At 67.2% G+C, this 17613-nt stretch carries 15 protein-coding genes and 1 riboswitch; of the genes, 10 read left to right on the top strand and 5 right to left on the bottom strand.

What is annotated here, in order from left to right; translation table 11 throughout:
• Window positions 1-45: 45 nt before the first annotated feature.
• Complete coding sequence (gene gluQRS / locus AC3WOB_RS17460; protein WP_492275717.1) at window positions 46-942, top strand: tRNA glutamyl-Q(34) synthetase GluQRS; 897 nt, start codon at window positions 46-48, stop codon at window positions 940-942.
• Here gluQRS and AC3WOB_RS17455 read toward each other — a convergent pair.
• Window positions 929-3559: a GDYXXLXY domain-containing protein gene (locus AC3WOB_RS17455; protein WP_492275716.1), complete on the bottom strand. Its 2631-nt coding sequence runs from the start codon at window positions 3557-3559 to the stop codon at window positions 929-931. The genes gluQRS and AC3WOB_RS17455 overlap by 14 nt on opposite strands.
• 62 nt (window positions 3560-3621) lie before the next feature.
• Here AC3WOB_RS17455 and AC3WOB_RS17450 point away from each other — a divergent pair, with 62 nt between their 5' ends.
• The 5 genes from AC3WOB_RS17450 to AC3WOB_RS17430 all read left to right on the top strand — a co-directional run bounded on the left by AC3WOB_RS17450 (window position 3622) and on the right by AC3WOB_RS17430 (window position 9902).
• On the top strand, window positions 3622-6246 hold the full coding sequence (locus tag AC3WOB_RS17450) for a DNA topoisomerase III (protein ID WP_492275715.1): 2625 nt from the start codon (window positions 3622-3624) through the stop codon (window positions 6244-6246).
• 131 nt (window positions 6247-6377) lie between these two features.
• On the top strand, window positions 6378-7436 hold the full coding sequence (locus AC3WOB_RS17445; RefSeq protein WP_088143606.1) for an ABC transporter substrate-binding protein: 1059 nt from the start codon (window positions 6378-6380) through the stop codon (window positions 7434-7436).
• Window positions 7436-8206, top strand: coding sequence for an ABC transporter ATP-binding protein (locus AC3WOB_RS17440; protein ID WP_492275714.1), 771 nt, complete (start codon window positions 7436-7438; stop codon window positions 8204-8206). The genes AC3WOB_RS17445 and AC3WOB_RS17440 overlap by 1 nt, the downstream gene beginning before the upstream one ends.
• 13 nt (window positions 8207-8219) lie before the next feature.
• Window positions 8220-9074 carry an ABC transporter permease gene (locus AC3WOB_RS17435; protein WP_332016140.1) on the top strand — a complete coding sequence of 285 codons (855 nt, stop codon included), beginning with the start codon at window positions 8220-8222 and terminating at the stop codon, window positions 9072-9074.
• 48 nt (window positions 9075-9122) lie between these two features.
• Window positions 9123-9902 carry an SDR family oxidoreductase gene (locus AC3WOB_RS17430; RefSeq protein ID WP_424241455.1) on the top strand — a complete coding sequence of 260 codons (780 nt, stop codon included), beginning with the start codon at window positions 9123-9125 and terminating at the stop codon, window positions 9900-9902.
• 37 nt (window positions 9903-9939) lie between these two features.
• Here the strand turns inward: AC3WOB_RS17430 and ilvB are convergent, their stop codons facing one another.
• Entirely contained in the window at window positions 9940-11760 is a 1821-nt protein-coding gene (ilvB, locus tag AC3WOB_RS17425; RefSeq protein ID WP_492275713.1) for a biosynthetic-type acetolactate synthase large subunit, read from the bottom strand.
• Between the two features lie 93 nt (window positions 11761-11853).
• Here ilvB and AC3WOB_RS17420 point away from each other — a divergent pair, with 93 nt between their 5' ends.
• Entirely contained in the window at window positions 11854-12324 is a 471-nt protein-coding gene (locus AC3WOB_RS17420) for an Lrp/AsnC family transcriptional regulator (protein WP_013390823.1), read from the top strand.
• Window positions 12325-12331: 7 nt separating this feature from the next.
• Here the strand turns inward: AC3WOB_RS17420 and AC3WOB_RS17415 are convergent, their stop codons facing one another.
• Window positions 12332-13252 carry a bestrophin family protein gene (locus AC3WOB_RS17415; RefSeq protein WP_207467103.1) on the bottom strand — a complete coding sequence of 307 codons (921 nt, stop codon included), beginning with the start codon at window positions 13250-13252 and terminating at the stop codon, window positions 12332-12334.
• Window positions 13253-13357: 105 nt separating this feature from the next.
• On the opposite strand from AC3WOB_RS17415, the gene AC3WOB_RS17410 reads away from it, so the two are divergent.
• Together AC3WOB_RS17410 and ribB are read left to right on the top strand one after the other, a co-directional pair.
• On the top strand, window positions 13358-13885 hold the full coding sequence (locus AC3WOB_RS17410) for an SET domain-containing protein (protein WP_088143602.1): 528 nt from the start codon (window positions 13358-13360) through the stop codon (window positions 13883-13885).
• Window positions 13886-13997: 112 nt separating this feature from the next.
• Window positions 13998-14152: riboswitch (FMN riboswitch) on the top strand.
• 111 nt (window positions 14153-14263) lie between these two features.
• A complete protein-coding gene (gene ribB / locus AC3WOB_RS17405) occupies window positions 14264-14983 on the top strand; it encodes a 3,4-dihydroxy-2-butanone-4-phosphate synthase (RefSeq protein ID WP_088143601.1) in 720 nt (239 codons plus the stop codon).
• Between the two features lie 40 nt (window positions 14984-15023).
• On the opposite strand, the gene AC3WOB_RS17400 is transcribed toward ribB, so the two are convergent.
• On the bottom strand, window positions 15024-16223 hold the full coding sequence (locus AC3WOB_RS17400; RefSeq protein ID WP_492275712.1) for an arabinose transporter: 1200 nt from the start codon (window positions 16221-16223) through the stop codon (window positions 15024-15026).
• Between the two features lie 149 nt (window positions 16224-16372).
• Here AC3WOB_RS17400 and AC3WOB_RS17395 point away from each other — a divergent pair, with 149 nt between their 5' ends.
• Window positions 16373-17038: a TetR/AcrR family transcriptional regulator gene (locus AC3WOB_RS17395; protein ID WP_492275711.1), complete on the top strand. Its 666-nt coding sequence runs from the start codon at window positions 16373-16375 to the stop codon at window positions 17036-17038.
• Between the two features lie 65 nt (window positions 17039-17103).
• Here AC3WOB_RS17395 and AC3WOB_RS17390 read toward each other — a convergent pair whose 3' ends face one another.
• Window positions 17104-17613 carry a nucleoside 2-deoxyribosyltransferase gene (locus AC3WOB_RS17390; protein WP_492275710.1) on the bottom strand — a complete coding sequence of 170 codons (510 nt, stop codon included), beginning with the start codon at window positions 17611-17613 and terminating at the stop codon, window positions 17104-17106.

The following is a 17613-nucleotide window of genomic DNA, read 5'->3' as shown; positions in this document are numbered from 1 at the left end:
GCCGTTGCCCCCACCCCGCGCGCAAGGCCGCGCGGGCATCCCATCGTGAATTACGTCGGCCGCTTCGCCCCGAGTCCCAGCGGCCCGCTGCATGCGGGTTCGCTGGTGGCCGCGCTGGCCAGCTGGCTGGACGCGCGCGCCCAGAACGGACGCTGGCTGCTGCGCATCGAGGACGTGGACACGCCGCGCACGGTACCGGGCGCGGCCGAGGTCATCATGGGACAGCTGGATGCGCTAGGCCTGACCTGGGATGGCGACATCATGTGGCAATCGCGCCGCAACGACGCCTATCAGGCCGCCTTCGACGCCCTGGCCGCGCGCGGCCTGATCTACGGCTGCGGCTGCACCCGGCGCGAAATCGCCGATTCGGCGTTGCGCGGCCAGACCGCACCCGGCGCCGATGGCGAGCGTCCGTATCCCGGCACCTGCCGCCATGGCCTGCCAGAAGGCCGCGTGGCCCGCGCCTGGCGCGTGATCATGCCGGAAGGCGTGGAACACTTCGTGGACCGCTGGCTGGGGCCTCAGGAACAGGACGTGGCGCAGGCCGTGGGCGACATCGCTCTGCGGCGGGCTGACGGCCTATGGGCCTACCAGTTGGCGGTGGTGGTGGACGACGCCGCGCAAGGCGTGACCGATGTGGTGCGCGGCGCGGACCTGCTGAGTTCCACGGCGCGCCAGCGCGTGTTGGGCCGGCTGCTGGGTCTGCCGCCGGTGCGTTACCTGCACGTGCCGCTGATCCTGGACCCCGCCAGCGGCCTGAAACTGTCCAAGCAGAACGGCGCCCCACCCATCGACACCGGTGCGCCCCTGGCGGCGCTGGCGGCCGCCTGGCGCGCCTTGGGCTTCGGCCCCATCGACGCCACGGACCGCAGCTATTTCCTGCGGGAAGCCACCGCGCAATGGGCGCGGCGCTTCCCGCTGCCCGCCGTTACAGCGGCTTGAGGTCCTGGTCCAGCATCCGCACGAGCAGCGCCTCGCCATTATCCGCCACGCGCAGTTCGCCGTACTTGGCGACCTGATAGCGCTCGGCCTGGCCTTCCGGGAAGAAATAGGCGTTGGTCACGATGCGCACGCTGTTGTCGCGGATGCGATAGCGCAACGGCACTTCCCCATCCGTATGCGGATGCGTGTCGGGCTGGATGCGTAGCGGCTGGCCCACGCCGCGCGCGTCGGTCTGCAGCATCACATAGCCGTCCGGCTCGTAGCCCATGATGGAGTCCTCGGCCTCGGGACGCTCGCCACCCAGCCGCAGGCGCGTGACTTCCCGGCTGGCCGCGAAATTCAGCGCCATGTAGTCGCCCTGCATCAGCGAACGAGGATCCACCGGGGCCAGTTCCAGGATGACCACTTTGCCGGACGCCAGCAGCTTTTCACGCTGCCAGATGCCGCCGTTGGCAACCACCAGCACCAGCGCCAGGCCGCCCAGGATGGCCAGCGTGCGCCAGCGCAACGGCGCCGACACCGGCGGCAAGGGAACACGCCGGCTGGCCGGCAGCGTGCGCATCAGGCGCGGCACCAGCCACACCAGGGCACGCAGCACGAACAGCAGCAGGGCAGCGCCGCCCAGCCACAAGGCTTTTTGCAGCAGCGGCACATCCAACTGGTAGTAATAGACGCCCAGGTAGGCCAGCAGGCTGATCACGCCGAACACGACCAGGCGCGACTGGTTCAAGCCGAAGCCCAGCAGCAGCCAGGCCAGCGCGAAACCCACGCCAGGACTGGGCAGCCAGAACAGTGCCAGGATCAACAGGGCTATCGGGACGCCCCAGGTGACGCCCGCTGTCAGCACGTGGCGGCGGGGCCACAGCACCGCAAAGGCAGCCGCCACGGGCAATAGCGCGCCTGCGATAACCAGCACCGCCGTATGCGGATTGAGCTGCCACATGGCGGGCAGCTGCTGGGCGGAGAGGCCGCCCGCCAGCCACACCATGCCTTGCACCGACAGCAGGAAGGCCCAGGCCAGCGGCTGCAACGCATGGGCGCGCTTGCCGCCGAGACGATGGCTGACGCTGAAAATGACGGCGGTGGCCCAGGCGCCGGTCACGGCGATGGGCAGCCAGACGAAGGTGGCGCGCATGACGTCGAAGCCCAGCCAGGCGTCCAGCAGGTCTTCTCCGCCCAGGTCGGGCGACAGGCCGCGCCAGATCAAGCCCGCCCCTGCTGCCGCGATCAGCAGGCCGCTCAGGAAGCGCAGGATGACGTCGGGACCCACCGCGTAGACCGTGGCCGCCATCAGCAGCACGAATACGCAGGCGCTGGCGAAGGAGGTCGAGCTGGATAGTCCGAAGATGATCAAAATTTGCCCAGCAAAGGCCATGGCCGTGCCGCACTGGCGCCAGAACGGACCCGCATCGCTGCGCAGCACCGCCACGCCAGCGGCGCACAGCACCAGCCCGACCACCAGCGCGCCGCTTTCAGACGTGATAAAGCCCGAGAAGGCGGCGAACACCAGCAGCAGCAGCGTCGCCAGCCAGGCGCTCAGGCCCAGCAGGCACTGCACATACCAGGGCGGATCCACCTGGGGAGCCGGAGCGGCCGCCAGTTGCGCGACCGGCGCGCCGGTCTCGGCCGGGTCCACCGAATTGCCTGCCGAGGCTGCGGCCGGCTCGGCATCCGCAGCTACGGCCACCGCGGCCTGGGGATCGCCGGCCAGCCGGCGCAGCCAGCGCGCGGCCCAGACGGCCTCGGCCATCAGCAGCGCCGCCAGCGGCAAGGCCGCCCAGACGCCGGGCTCCAAGCGCAGCAGCCATTCGCCCGCCACCCTCAGCGACACGCAGATGACGCCGGCGGCCAGCATGGCCAGGATGATCAGATCGCGCCGGCCCTTCTGATAATAGAAGCCCAGGCCCAGAGTCACCGCGACCCAGGCGATGCCGTTATAGAGGCCCAGGCCGCGGCCCAGGAAGTCGCCAAGCATCTGGGTCAGCACCAGCACGCTGATCGCCAGGGCGGCCAGGACCCGCGGACCGACCAGGGTGCTGGCGCGCCAGCGGCGGGCAGCCAGCTCCCAGCCCAGCAGCAGCAGCAGGTTCAAGCCGGCCATCATCAGGCCGGGCACGCCCGGGCCGCCGAATATCAGCATCCAGGAGAACACCCGCTCGCCCAGCCACAAGGCCATGGCGACATTCAGCACCAGCGCCCACAGCAGCCAGACGGCCTGGCTGCCGGCGGCCAGCGCCCAGGGCAGCAGCAAAAGCGCCCACCAGGCGAACAATTCCCAGGTGTCGGCGCCAGTCTGGTAAGTTTGGCCTAGTAAAGCGAGCAGCGCGCCAAGCAGAATGCCGGCCAGGGCGAGCAGGGCGCCCGGTATGGTGCGGCGCGCGCCGGGACTGGCCCGCAGGCGCAATCCGGCCCAGGCGGCGGCCAGCGCACAAACCGCCAGCAACCCCTGGACGCCGGCGAAGCGCTGCACTTTCGTCATGTCCTGCCAGTTGGCGGCGACCCAGCAAACCGCGGCGCTTCCCAGCAGCAAAACACCTAGCCAGAGGGTGCTGCGCGCCAGAAATTGACGCCAAGCGTGTAGTTCGGATCCCGCTTGTCTTTCAGTGCCGACTTGCATCTGGCGAATCTCCGATCTTATTATCCGCGCTACTACGGCGGGACTGCCGCCACTGGATACACATGAATAAAACGCTGATTATTGCCGAGAAGCCCTCGGTGGCCCTTGATATATCACGCGCCTTGGGAGGCTTCGCGCGGGAGGGCGACTATTTTGAAAGCGAACGTTACGTCCTCGCATCGAGTATCGGGCATTTGCTCAGCTTGGTCGCGCCCAACGATCCGGTCAAGGGGAAGTGGAGCTTCACGCACCTGCCCGTGATTCCGCCCGAGTTCGAACTGGGCCCCACCGACAAGAAATCCGCCGAACGGCTTAAGCTGCTGGTCCGCCTGGCCAAGCGCAAGGATGTCGACGCCATCATCAACGCCTGTGACGCCGGGCGCGAGGGCGAACTGATCTTCCGCTACATCATTCAGTACGCGGGCGTGAAGAAGCCGATCCAGCGCCTCTGGCTGCAGTCGATGACCCAGGCCGCCATCCGCGAAGCCTTCGCCAACCTGCGCGACGACTCCCAGCTCAAGCCGCTGGAAGCCGCCGCCCGTTCGCGCGCCGAGGCCGACTGGCTGGTGGGCATCAACGGCACGCGCGCCATGACCGCCTTCAACAGCAAGGACGGCGGCTTCTTCAAGACCCCGGTCGGCCGGGTGCAGACGCCCACGCTGGCCATCGTGGCCGAGCGCGAGGAGCGCATCCGCCGCTTCGTGCCGCGCGACTACTGGGAAGTGCGCGCCACCTTCGTGGCGGCCGCCGGCCTCTACGAAGGCCGCTGGATCGACCCGCAATTCAAGAAAGACGACCGCGACCCGGAAAAGCGCGAATCGCGCCTGTGGTCGGAAGCCGCCGCGCAAAGCGTGGTGGCCGCCTGCCGCGAACAACCCGGCAACGTCACGGAAGAATCCAAGCCGTCGACCCAGATGTCGCCGGCCCTGTACGACCTGACCTCGCTGCAGCGCGAAGCCAACGGCCGCTTCGGCTTTTCGGCCAAGACCACGCTGGCGCTGGCGCAGACCCTGTATGAACGCCACAAGGCGCTGACCTACCCGCGTACCGATTCGCGCTACCTGCCCGAGGACTACATCGCCACGGTGCAGGAAACCATGCGCGCGCTGGCCAAGGGCGGTTCCAACGCCGTGGGCGGCCTCTCGCGCCACGCGGAAACCGTGGTCGGCAATCAATGGGTCAAGCCGAACCGCCGCATCTTCGACAACAAGAAGGTGTCGGACCACTTTGCCATCATCCCCACGCTGCAGATCCCGCACGATCTGAGCGAGGCCGAGGCCAAGCTGTACGACCTGGTGCTCAAGCGCTTCCTGGCGGTGTTCTTCCCCGCCGCGGAATACCGCGTGACCACCCGCATGACCGAAGTGCAGGGGCACCGCTTCCGCACCGACGGCAAGGTGCTGGTCAGCCCGGGATGGCTGGCCGTCTACGGCAAGGAAGCCCAGGGCGAAGACGCCAACCTGGTGCCCGTGGCGGACGGCGAGACCGTGCGCACCGAGGACGTCGAGGCCGTGGGTCTCACCACCAAGCCGCCGGCGCGCTTCAACGAAGGCACCCTGCTGTCGGCCATGGAAGGCGCCGGCAAGCTGGTGGACGACGAGGAACTGCGCGAAGCCATGTCCGAGCGCGGCCTGGGCACCCCGGCCACGCGCGCCGCCATCATCGAAGGCCTGCTCAACGAGGTCTACCTGCGCCGCGAAGGCCGCGACCTGGTGCCCACCGCCAAGGCGCGCCAGCTGATGACGCTCTTGTCCGGCCTGGACGTGACCGAACTGACCTCGCCGGAACTCACCGGCGAATGGGAACACAAGCTCAAGCAGATCGAGCAGGGCGGCCTGGGCCGCGAGGCCTTCATGCGCGAGATCGCGCAGATGACGCAGGTCATCGTCAAGCGCGCCAAGGAATACGAGCGCGACACGGTGCCGGGCGACTACGCCACGCTGCAGACGCCGTGCCCCAAGTGCGGCGCCGTGGTGAAGGAAAACTATCGCCGCTTTGCCTGCACCGCTTGCGACTTCTCCATCGGCAAGCACCCGGGCGGCCGCACCTTCGAGCTGCCGGAAGTCGAAGAGCTGCTGGCCAAGCGCGAGATCGGCCCGCTGCAAGGCTTCATCAGCAAGATGGGCCGGCCGTTCGCCGCCATCCTGCGCATCAGCGATGAATTCAAGCTGGAGTTCGACTTCGGCCAGAACGATGAAGACGACAGCGAAGCCGTGGACTTCTCCGGCCACACGCCGGTGGGTTCGTGCCCCAAGTGCCAGTCGCGCGTGTTCGAGCACGGCATGAGCTATGTCTGCGAGAAATCCGTCGGCCCCGAAAAGAGCTGCGATTTCCGTTCGGGCAAGGTCATCCTGCAGCAGGAAATCTCGCGCGAGCAAATGGAAAAGCTGCTGACCAACGGCCGCACCGACCTGCTCGACGGCTTCGTCTCCAGCCGCACCAACCGCAAGTTCAAGGCCTTCCTCGTCCGCCAGCCGGACGGCAAGATCGGCTTCGAGTTCGAGCCGCGTCCTGAAAAGCCGGGCCGCGCGCCCGCCAAGACGGCTGCAAAAACCGCGACCAAGACCGCCGCCAAGAAAGCGCCGGCCAAGAAGGCTGCGGTGAAGAAGACTGCATCCAAGACGGCCACGAAAACAGCCGTCAAGAAAGCGGTGAAGAAGGCAGCGCCGAAAAAGACCGCCGCATAGCAGGGGAGCCACGCCTCTTCCGCGTATCGCGCACAACGCCCGGGCAACCGGGCGTTTTCCATTGTTGGACGCCAGTTGCTGGGGTATTGTCTACGCCAAACCGCTGCAACCAGACCTATTCCGAGGACGACATGAGCAACAGCCCCGCTTCCACCACCCGCCGCCGCGTGCTGGCCGCCGCAGGCGCGCTGGCCGGCATCAGCCTGGTCAACGGCCGCGTCGCGTTCGCGCAGCCCAAGCTGGGCCGTATCGTCTACGGCCAGGGCAGCATCGACCCGTTCTTCGCCGCCGGCTACGTCGCGCTGAAGAAGGGCTATTTCGGCGAGGGTGGGCTGGAAGTCGAATACCTGAATTCGCAAAGCGGTCCGCGCACCAACCAGTTGCTGGCCGCGGGCCAGATCGTGTTCGGCGCCACCGCCGCGACGGCCGCCCCCGCGCTGACGCTGGCCGGCAAGCCCGCCACGCTGGTGTTCGGCTTCGACCGCAAGCTCACCTACGCCAACGTCATCGTGCGCCGCGAAGACTTCGAAAGCGGCAAGATCAAATCGTTGAAGGACCTGGCCGGCAAGCGCGTGGGCGCCACCCAGCCGCAGTCCAGCACCTGGCTGATGGCGCTGTACCTGATGCAGAAGGCCGGCGTGGCCGACAAGGTAGACATCCGCCCGCTGGGCGACCTGGCGACCATGCTGGGCGCGCTCAAGACCGGCTCCGTGTCCGCCAGCATGGCCACCATGTCCATGATGGAACAGGCTCAGCAGGAAGGCTGGGGCGTGCCCATTTTCGACGCTACCACTGAAAGCTCGTGGAACGAATTCATGGGCGGCGACGTGCCCGGCATCGCGGCCCTGACCTTGCAGGACACCATCCAGAAGCGACCCGAAGTGGTGCAGGCCTTCGTGACCGGTCTGGTCCGCGCGCAGGACTTCATCAGCGCCAACAGCGCCGCGGCCGTCACCGACGCGATCTACGACGATTACCTGAACGCCTTTCCGCGCGCCGCCATCGAGAAGACGCTGGGCGTCTACAAGGAAACGGTGTTCCTGAAAGACAACATCATTACCCAGGACGCCTATGACCGCATGACGGCCATCATGGGCGACGGCCGCCAGTTCTCCAACGACGAGATCAAGACCGTGCCCTACGACCGTTGCGTGAACATGAGCTTCGTGCGCCGCGCCCGGGGCCTTTGATGATCACGCTGGACCGGGTGGGCAAGGCCTACCAGACGCGCCAGGCCACCACGCACGCGGTGGGCGAGGTCAGCCTGACGATTCCGGAGGGCGAGTTCGTCTCCATCGTCGGCCCCTCGGGCTGCGGCAAGAGCACGCTGCTGAACATGATCGCGGGCTTTCTGCGTCCGACCACCGGGACCATCCGCGTGGACGGCCGCGTGGTCGACGGGCAGGTGCCGCCGGCGCTGGGCTACATCTTCCAGAAGGACACGCTGCTGCCCTGGTTCAGCGTGCGGAAGAACGTGGCGCTGGGCCTGAAGTTCCAGGGCGTGTCCGCCGACAAGATCGAGCGCCGCGTGGCCGAGCTGCTGGAAATGGGCCACCTGAGCCAGTTCGCCGATGCCTTTCCGCACCAGCTGTCGGGCGGCATGCGGCGGCGCGTGGCGCTCTTGATGAGCCTGGCGGTCGAGCCGCGCATCCTGCTGCTGGACGAGCCCTTCGGCGCGCTTGACACCCACACCAAGACGCACCTGCACCGCGAACTGATCGAGATCTGGCGCAAGCTGGGCCAGACCATCGTCATGGTCACGCACGACCTGGACGAGGCCATCCTGCTGTCCGACCGCGTGGTGGTGCTGTCCGGTCCGCCCAGCCGCGTGCTGCTGGACGAGCGCATTGAGATCCCGCATCCGCGCGACGTCTTCACGCTGCGCGAAACGCCGCAGTTCGTGACCCACGTGCAAAGCCTATGGAGCGTGCTGGGACAGCAGTTCCGCGCCGCCGCCTGAACCGATACGCGTCATGACCACCACCGATTCCGCCGATTCCCTGCAGGACCAGCTGCGGCTGGACCGCCGCGCCAGCATCGCGCGCCGGCTGCGCATCACGCTGTGGCAAGTGCTGATCCTTGCCATCATCCTGGGCTCCTGGGAAACCCTCACGCGCATCCCCTGGTTCACCCAGAACACGCTGTTCGATCCTTTCTTCATCAGCCAGCCCTCGCGCGTGGCCGTGCGCCTGTGGGAATGGCTGCAGCCCGGCCCGCGCTCGGTCTGGCCGCACCTGTGGCTGACCCTGCAGGCCACCATGGTGGGGCTGCTGGTGGGTGTGGGCAGCGGCTTCGTGGTGGGCATGACGCTCAGCCGCAGCCGCTTCCTGGCCGATGTGTTCAATCCTTTCATCGTGGCCTTCAACTCGATGCCGCGCATCGCCTTCGTGCCGCTCATCACCATGTTCTTCGGACTGGGCCTGGCCTCCAAGGTGGTGACGTCCTGGTTCGTGGTGTTCTTCCTGGTGTTCTTCAACACCTACAAGGGCGGGCGCAGCGTGGAGCGCGAACTGGTGGACTTCTGCCGCACGTTGGGTGGTTCGCCGCGCCAGATCCTGTGGCGGGTGCGCATCCCGACCGCGGCCGCGTGGACCTTCGCGGCCTTGCCCAATGCCATCAGCTTCGCGCTGATCGGCGTGGTGCTGGCGGAGTTCGTCGGTTCCACCACGGGCATGGGCTATCTGATGATCACCGCGCTGGCGACGCTGAACGCCACCGACATGTTCGCGGCGGTGACGCTGCTGTCCATCGTCGGCATCGCGCTGGTTTATTGTGTGACCTGGCTGGAACGGCGGCTGCTGCACTGGGCGCCGGAGTTCCGGGAATAGGTAGATCCGCGCTGCCCTGATTGAGACGAAGCACTTTGGACGACTGACATGAATACGCTGCCGTATTTGCGCAACTTCGACCTGACGGGACAGGTCGCCCTGGTCACAGGTTCTGCCCGCGGGCTGGGCTTCTGTATCGCCCGAGCATTGGCCGGCTGCGGCGCGCGCGTGCTGATCAACGGCCGCAACGCCGAGGCCGTCGCGGCCGCGGCGGGTGAACTGACTGCCGCCGGCCTGGACGCGCATCCGCTGCCGTTCGACATCAGCGACGACGCCGCCATGGAACGCGCTTTCCTGGACATAGACCGCGACCATCGCCGCCTGGACATCCTGGTGAACAACGTCGGTGCGCGCAACCGCAAGACTCTGCGCGACACCAGCCCGGCCGAGATCCGCGAGCTGATCGACACCGACATGGTTGCCGGCATGCTGCTGGCCAAGTTCGCCGCCGAGCGCATGGTGCGCCAGGGCAGCGGCCGCCTGATCGCGATTACCTCGGTGGTGGGCGAGCTGGCGCGCGCGGGCGATGCGGTCTATCCCGCGGCCAAGCAGGGCCTGACGGGCATGGTGCGCGCGTTGGCGGCGGAATTCGGCGGCTACGGCATCACCAGCAACGCCATCGCGCCGGGCACCTTCGCCACGGAAACCAATGCGGAAATGGTGGCGGACCCTGCGGTCGGTCCCCGGATCGCCGAACGCAATCCCATGGGCCGTTGGGGCGAGCCAGAGGAAATTGCAGGCGCCGCCGTGTTCCTGGCCTCGCCCGCGGCGTCATACGTGAACGGGCACGTGCTGGTGGTGGACGGCGGCTTGTCGATCCAGTTTTGAAGCGAACTAATGGGCTGCTCCAGCAGCCCATCGGCAATCAGGTCGTCTCGTCCTGATACCAGACGCCTTCCGCCAGCATCATCTTCTGATGCCCATGGCCTGCCGGCATCATCGGGAAGCAGTTCTCCTGCGCCGTCACCGCCACGTCCAGGAAGTAGGGGCCGTCATGCGCCAGGCACTCGGCCAGCGCGGCGTCCAGCTGTGCCGGATCGTCCACCCGGGCCGCGCCCCAACCGAAGGCGCGCGCCAGCGCCACGAAATCGGGCAGGGAGGCGTTGTAGCTATGGCTGTAGCGCCCGCCATGGATCAACTCCTGCCATTGCCGCACCATGCCCATGTAGCCGTTGTTGCACAGCACGACCTTGACGGGGGTCTGGTGCTGCATGGCGGTGGACAGTTCCTGGATGTTCATCAGCACCGAGGCGTCGCCGCTGACGCAGACCACGGTCTTGTCGGGATGGGCGACTTGCGCGCCGATGGCGGCAGGCACGCCGTAGCCCATGGTGCCGGCGCCGCCGGAGGTCAGCCAGCGGTTGGGCTTGTCGAAGCGCAGGTATTGCGCGGCCCACATCTGGTGCTGGCCCACGTCGGTCGAGACAATGGCGTCGCGGTCCGCCAGCGCGGCGTTCAGGCGCGACATCAGGTGCTGCGGCAAGATCGCGTCGGCCGCCGGGGTATAGCCCAGGCAGTCCTGGGCACGCCAGGCGGCGATGCGCTTGTACCAGGGCGCCAGCCGCGCCGCGTCCATGGGCTCGTCGCCAAGTTCGGCGCGCAGGGCGCGCACCAGCGGCAGGCAATCGCCCACCAGCGCCACGTCCACGCGCACCACCTTGTTGATAGAGGCGGGGTCGATATCGATATGGATCTTGCGCGCGTGCGGGCAGAACTCCGACAGCTTGCCGGTGATACGGTCATCGAAACGGGCGCCGATGCAGACCACCAGGTCGGCGTTGTGCATGGCCAGGTTGGCCTCGACCGTGCCGTGCATGCCCAGCATGCCGACGAACTGCGGGTCGGACGCGGGGAACGCGCCCAGGCCCATCAGGGTCAGGGTGCAGGGCGCGCCGGTGTGGCGCACCAGATCGGTGTAGGCCTCGCAGGCCTCGGGGCCGGCGTTCACCAGCCCGCCGCCGCCGTAGAAGATGGGCCGCTTGGCCTGGGCGATCAGCGCGGCGGCGCGGCGCACGGCCGACTGCGGCAGCTTGGGCGCCAGCTTGCCCGCCTGGCGGCGCGCGCGCAGCGCGGCCAGCTTCTGTTGCGAAGGCATGGCATCGTCATCCGCGTCGCGCGGCACGGCCAACTGCACGTCCTTGGGGAAATCCAGCAACACCGGGCCGGGCCGGCCCTGGCGGGTCAGTTCGAAGGCGCGGGCCACTACGGCACCCACGTCGTCCACCGAGCGGACCTGGGTGTTCCACTTGGTCACCGAACGCGAGATGCCGATGGCATCGCATTCCTGGAAGGCATCGGTGCCGATGGCTGCCGTCGCGACCTGGCCGCTGATACAGAGCACCGGGATCGAATCGCACATGGCGTCCAGCAAGCCGGAAGTGGTGTTGGCCATGCCGGGGCCGGACGTGACGAAGACCACGCCCGTGCGGCCGGTGCTGCGGGCGTAGCCCTCGGCCGCGTGAACGGCGGCCTGTTCGTGGCGCACCAGCACGTGACGCAGGCGCGGCTCGGCGTAGAGCGCGTCGTACAGCGGCAGCACCGCGCCCCCGGGATAGCCGAAGACGGTATCCACGCCGTGGGCGATCAGCGTATCGAGCAGAATTTTCGCCCCGTTGTGAGCGGGGCGTTCAGTGGCGGCAAGCGCGGTGGCGGCGGTGGGGTGCAGGCGATCGTTCATGCTATCCATCTTATTCGTAGATCGGAAGAATATTTATCTTCTTTTCCACGAATAACGGCTGGACGGAGTAAATTTATCTTTGATTTGAAGGAATCAAAGAAAATGAACCTGGACAAGTTTGATCTCGCCATTTTGAAGGTGCTGCAGGACAACGCGCGCGCCAGCCTGAACGACATCGGCGCGGCCGTGGGCCTGTCGTCCACGCCGTGCTGGAACCGCATCAAGCGCATGGAAAGCGCCGGGGTGATCCGCGGCTATACCGTGGACATCGACCCAGCCAGCCTGGGCTTCATGGACACGGTGATCGTCCACGTCACGCTGGAGAGCCACAGCGAGGAAACGCTGTACGAGTTCGGCCGGGCGCTGGCGCAGATTCCCGAGGTCCTGGAAGCCTTCCTGGTCTCGGGCGACTACGACTATTACATCCGCATCGCCGTGCGCGACACCCGCGACTACGAGCGGCTGCTGCGTGAACAGCTCTACCGCATCCCGGGCATCCGGCACAGCAAATCCTGCTTCGTGCTGCGCCGGTTGAAGGAAACCAAGCTGCCGTTGACCGGGTTGGCGGAATAGGCGCGCCTCAGCGCAGCACGAAGTCCACCGGCACGGCGGGCTCGGGCAGGGGCCGCACGCCCAGGCCTTCCAAGAGGTCGATCTCGATCACGCGGGCCAGCGCCGACAACGGCAGGTCGTTCTCATCCGAGCCGAACGGGTCTTCCAGTTCGTCGCCCACCGCGTCCAGGCCGAAGAAGGTATAGGCCACGATGGTGACGGCCGCCGGCATCATGTATTCCAGCGTGCCCACCAGGCCGAAAGGCAGCAACAGGCAGAACAGCCAGGCCGTGCGATGCAGCAGCAGCGAATAGGCGAAGGGCGAGGGTGTGAACTTGATGCGCTCGCAGGCCGCCTGGATGGCGGCGCAGGCGGCCACGCGCTGGGTCAGCGCCTGGTACAGGATGTCGCTCAGTTCGCCGCGCCGCAGGCAGGCCGCCAGGTCGCGGTTGATGGCCATGAGCAGCGCATCGGGCACGTTACGGCAGCCAGCCAGAATCTCGGCCTCGTCCTGCTGCACCCAGGGGCGCGCAGCAGCAGCCATGTCTTCCTGGCGCAGCCGCGCCGCCAGCGCGTAGCCGAAGCCGATGCAACGGCGCACAATGCGTTCCTGCACCGGGTTGGCGGTGCTGGCTGCCAACAGCACCGCGCTTTCGCGCGCCAGGCTGCGCGCCTGCACGATCAGTTCGCCCCATTGCTTGCGCGCTTCCCACCAGCGGTCGTAGCAGACGTTGTTGCGAAAGCCCATGAACACGGACAGGGCCAGGCCGAACAGCGAAAACGGCACCGCCGACAGGTGGGCGGGCGAGAACCACTCCTGGTGGTACATCCACACCACCAGGCAGGACAGCGCCGTGATGACCAGGATGCGGCTGAGGATCCGGGGAATGATGGAGCCGCGCAAGACAAAGAACAAAGCCAGCGCGGAAGGACGCGGACGGACGATCATGGTGCTAACCAGGAGGAACAAGGCGGCGCACACTATACGCCCATCAAGCTGTCAAATACGCGCCGATATAATTCTGTTTCGTCTCACCGCCACTTCCACTGATCAATGACCAACGAAGACACTCCGATCAAGCCCTGGTATGCCGTCCGCCGCTCCAAGCTGCACGGCAACGGCGTCTTCGCCGCGCGCAAGATTCCCGCAGGCACGCGCATCGTCGAGTACGGCGGCGAACGCATCAGCGCCAAGGAAGCCGACCGCCGCCATCCGACCAATCCGGACGATCCCTTCCACACTTTCTTCTTCGCGCTCAGCTCCGGCCGCGTGATCGACGGCGGCGACAACGGCAACGACGCCCGCTGGATCAACCATTCCTGCGAACCGAACTGCGAGGCGCAGGAAGGCAAGCACGGCAAGCGCGTCTACATCGTCGCGCTGCAGGACATCCCGCGCGGCACCGAGCTGTCGTACGACTATGGCCTGGTGCTGGACGGCCGCATCACCAAGAAGTTGAAGGAAGGCTACCGCTGCCTCTGCGGCACGCCGCCGTGCCGTGGCACGATGCTGGCGCTGCCGGCCAAAAAGAAGAAGAAGGAAGCGGCTGACCAGCCCGAGACCGTCGAAGCAGCCTCCTGATCCTGGCGGGGTCGGACCCCGCCTTACCCCGAAGACCCCAGGCGCAGCCGGCGTATTCCGGCCCCGCCCGCGGACAGGCGTACAATCCCCCAGGTCGTTAACACGACATGCAGTACGTCTTCAGGGCGGGGTGTAATTCCCCACCGGCGGTATGCCATGCAATGTGGCGAGCCCGCGAGCGCCCGGCGTCCTTCACGGATACCGGGGTCAGCAGATCTGGTGAGATGCCAGGGCCGACGGTCATAGTCCGGATGAGAGAAGATGTGCCGGCACAACGGTAGCACCGGGCGCACCCGCGCCTGGACTGCCGTATTGCGTTCGGCTGTCGAGTAGCCCTGAAACGTTTTTCGCCCCTTTTAACTTGCGAGAGCGTTTCAAATGTCCAACGTTACCCTTACCCCGCAGTCCCCCATCCCCAGCCTGGCTTCGCAGCCCTTCGCCGCGCGTTTGCAGCGCGCCCTGCATCATCTGCGCCTGGGCCGTCCGGTCATCCTCATGGATGATTTCGATCGCGAGAACGAGGCCGACCTGATCGTGGCCGCCGACAAGCTGACGGTACCTGTCATGGCCCAACTGATCCGCGACGGCAGCGGCATCGTCTGCCTGTGCCTGCCCGGCGAAACCCTGGACCGGCTGGAGCTTCCGCCCATGGTCCAGCGCAACCAGAGCCGCTTTGCCACCGCCTTCACGGTTTCCATCGAAGCGCGCGAAGGCGTCAGCACCGGCGTGTCGGCCGTGGATCGCGTCACCACCATCCGCGCCGCCATTTCGCCGTCGGCGCAGAGCGAGGACATCGTCAGCCCGGGCCACGTGTTCCCGCTGCGCGCCCAGCCGGGCGGCGTGCTGACCCGCCGCGGCCACACTGAAGGCTCGGTGGACCTGGCGGTGCTGGCCGGCCTGCGTCCGGCCGGCGTGCTGTGCGAACTGATGAATGCCGACGGCACCATGATGCGCGGCGCCGCCCTGGAACGCTACGCCGCACAGCACGGGTTGGTGGCACTGACCATCGCGGAACTGGCCGACCATCTGCAACAGCTGAAGGACGGCCAGGCCGAAGCGATCGACGATGAAGTGCTGGAGATGGCCGCGACGGTCTGATCCTTGCGCAGGCGGCGCCGGGTCCGGCGCCGCCATTTTTTTACCTCCGCGTCCTGAGCGCCATGGCGACGACCATCGCCGCCAGCGCGCAAGCGCCACCCATCGCATACACCGCGCCGTAGCCTTGCTCGCCGGCCAGCCAGCCGGCTGCCGGACTGCTCAGCCCCAAGGCCACGTCCAGGAAGGCCACATACGCCCCCATGGCTGCGCCCCGGCTTGCCGCGGGCACGCGGCGCACGGCTTCGACGCCGAAGGCAGGGAATGCCAGCGAGTAGCCCGCACCCGTCAGCAGCGCGCCGGCAAAGGCCCAGGCCGGTGTGGTTCCGGTCCAGATCAGCCATTGCCCTGCGGCTTCAATCAGCGCGCACACGAGCGCCACACGCGCACCGCCCAGCTTGTCCGGCAGGCCGGCAAAGAACACGCGGGCCAGAATGAAGCCCACGCCGAACGCCGTGAACATCCACGCCGCGCCGTCCCAACCCCTTTGCGAGAACAACAGGCTCACAAACGCGGTGATCACGCCGAAGCCGACGCTGGCCAGCGCCAGGCCCACGCCGGGCAGCAGCACCAGACCCAGCACTTTGTAGAAAGGCGTGCGCACGCCGCCTGCCGCGCGCACCCCGCGCAACGGCAACACCAACGCCAGGGCCGCCAACGGAATCAGCGCCGTGGCCCAGGCGATGCCCGCAAAGCCCGTAACGCCGTAGAGCCGCATGCCGGCGGGCGCGCCCAGCGCATAGGCGGCGTAGATCGCCACGCCGACCCAGGCCATCACGCGGCCCGCGTTCTGCGGCCCCACGCGGCCCACGCCCCAGCTCAGGGCGCCAGTGACGATGAGGCTTTCGGCGCAGCCCATCAACGCGCGTCCGGCCAAGAGCGCGGCCAGCGCCGCCTGCGGCCTCGCCGACAGGTCGTCGGCCAACAGATAGAACAAGCCCGCGATGGAGCCCAGCACGAAGCCGCCCACCACGGCGCGCTTGGCGCCGCGACGATCGGCCAGCGAACCCGCATAGGCGCGCGACAGCAAGGCGGCGGCGAACTGCAGGCCCGCCACCACGCCAACGACCAGCGCCCCCAGCGCCAGCGTTCCATCCACATACAGAGGCAGCACCGGCATGGGCAGGCCGATCATGAAGAACCCGACGAACACCGCCAGCGCCAGCGGCAGCACTTGCGCAAAGACGGAGCGCACGGGCCCCTGGGCCGCGGGCATGGCCCCGGCCGTCGATGAATGCGACATTGAATTTCCTTAAGTGAGAGATGCGCAATCCGGAACCAGTTTGAAAACCGTCGATGGCATAATCGCCGGGTGCGGGCGATGAACCGGATTGCCTGCCGGAAATTTTATGAGCCATTGCTCATATTCGATACTCGCCTTTCACAGTACCCATGACCGCCATCCCACAGCCCCGGAAATCGCCGCGCCAGCTCAGATCCCAGCACACCGTAGAGACGATTCTGCAAGCCACGGCTCGCGTTCTGGCCACCCACGGCTACGCGGGCACCAACACCAACCTGATCGCGGAGACGGCCGGCGTCAGCGTCGGTTCGCTATACCAGTACTTCCCCAACAAGAACGCCTTGATCGCGGCGCTGCATAACCGCCACGACAACCAGATGCTGGACGTGATCGACGGGGTCCTGGACAGCAATCCCGCGGCCACGCTGCGCGAGCGCGTCGCGGCCATCGTCGAAGCGATGCTGCATGCCCACATGCTGGAGCCAGCGCTGCATCGCGTGTTGGAAAGGGAGTTCCCGCTGTTCGACCAGCCGCATGAGCACAGCCGCGCGGACCAGGATATCCACCGGCGCATGCGCCATCTGCTGGAACTACATCGCGCCGAAATCGCGCAGCAGGACCGCGACCTGGCGACCTATGTGGTGTTGCGCATCATGGAGTCGCTGGTGCACGCTGCAGCGCTGGAGCCACCCGCGGGATTTTCGACGCCGCAGCTGGAACAGGCGGTGGTCGACGCGGTGATGGGATACCTGGGTGCACCGACGACGGTCCCCCGCCCGACGCCGCGAAAGACCGCAAAATCCGTGCGCCGCTAACCGCGCATTTCGGGCCGGCGGCGATTGGCCCAGGCTGATGGCGGCATGCGGCCGATGCTGGACAGCTAGCGGCCCGGAGCCCGGGCCATCTCGGCCAGACAATCGGCGGCGCTGCCGGTAACGATGCGGGCGCTGCACGCCAGCATCAGGTTCAGGTTCAGGCCAAAGTCTTCCACGGTGTAGCCCTCCGCATCGACCATGCGCGACATGCCGTCATCGGCCGCGGCGCCCACCGCCACCTGATCGATCAGCGAACCCGCCTGGCCGGTGTAGCCCCATACAGTCTTGCCGCAAGCGATGGCGTAGCCGACTTCGAAGGCCGTGCCGGAATCGGATTCGGCGCCGCGAAACGGATTCAGGTTCGCCATCACCATGTCCGCGCGCCGGATCAGCGCGATGTTCTCACGGTAGATCCATCGCGCCAGCGCCTGGCCCGACAGGTCCCGCGGCGCCTCGTTGTCCAGCGGGAACAGGCCGTCGAACCCGTATGTGGCGCACAGCGCCTGCAAGCGTTTGCCGTGCGCCGCCGCATCGGGCAGGAACACGTCGAAACCCGCCAGATATACGCTGCGCAT

The sequence above is a fragment of the Achromobacter sp. FW305-C-30-7 genome (genome assembly GCF_058783105.1).
Note: the sequence above shows the minus strand (reverse complement) of the source record. Positions and strands in the feature narration are given on the sequence as shown.

Coding starts and splice junctions, on each gene's coding strand:
- AC3WOB_RS17455 (WP_492275716.1), bottom strand. CDS start 3,559: ATGCAAGTCGGCACTGAAAGACAAGCGGGATCCGAACTACACGCTTGG.
- AC3WOB_RS17450 (WP_492275715.1), top strand. CDS start 3,622: ATGAATAAAACGCTGATTATTGCCGAGAAGCCCTCGGTGGCCCTTGAT.
- AC3WOB_RS17445 (WP_088143606.1), top strand. CDS start 6,378: ATGAGCAACAGCCCCGCTTCCACCACCCGCCGCCGCGTGCTGGCCGCC.
- AC3WOB_RS17440 (WP_492275714.1), top strand. CDS start 7,436: ATGATCACGCTGGACCGGGTGGGCAAGGCCTACCAGACGCGCCAGGCC.
- AC3WOB_RS17435 (WP_332016140.1), top strand. CDS start 8,220: ATGACCACCACCGATTCCGCCGATTCCCTGCAGGACCAGCTGCGGCTG.
- AC3WOB_RS17430 (WP_424241455.1), top strand. CDS start 9,123: ATGAATACGCTGCCGTATTTGCGCAACTTCGACCTGACGGGACAGGTC.
- ilvB (WP_492275713.1), bottom strand. CDS start 11,760: ATGGATAGCATGAACGATCGCCTGCACCCCACCGCCGCCACCGCGCTT.
- AC3WOB_RS17420 (WP_013390823.1), top strand. CDS start 11,854: ATGAACCTGGACAAGTTTGATCTCGCCATTTTGAAGGTGCTGCAGGAC.
- AC3WOB_RS17415 (WP_207467103.1), bottom strand. CDS start 13,252: ATGATCGTCCGTCCGCGTCCTTCCGCGCTGGCTTTGTTCTTTGTCTTG.
- AC3WOB_RS17410 (WP_088143602.1), top strand. CDS start 13,358: ATGACCAACGAAGACACTCCGATCAAGCCCTGGTATGCCGTCCGCCGC.
- ribB (WP_088143601.1), top strand. CDS start 14,264: ATGTCCAACGTTACCCTTACCCCGCAGTCCCCCATCCCCAGCCTGGCT.
- AC3WOB_RS17400 (WP_492275712.1), bottom strand. CDS start 16,223: ATGTCGCATTCATCGACGGCCGGGGCCATGCCCGCGGCCCAGGGGCCC.
- AC3WOB_RS17395 (WP_492275711.1), top strand. CDS start 16,373: ATGACCGCCATCCCACAGCCCCGGAAATCGCCGCGCCAGCTCAGATCC.
- AC3WOB_RS17390 (WP_492275710.1), bottom strand. CDS start 17,613: ATGCGCAGCGTATATCTGGCGGGTTTCGACGTGTTCCTGCCCGATGCG.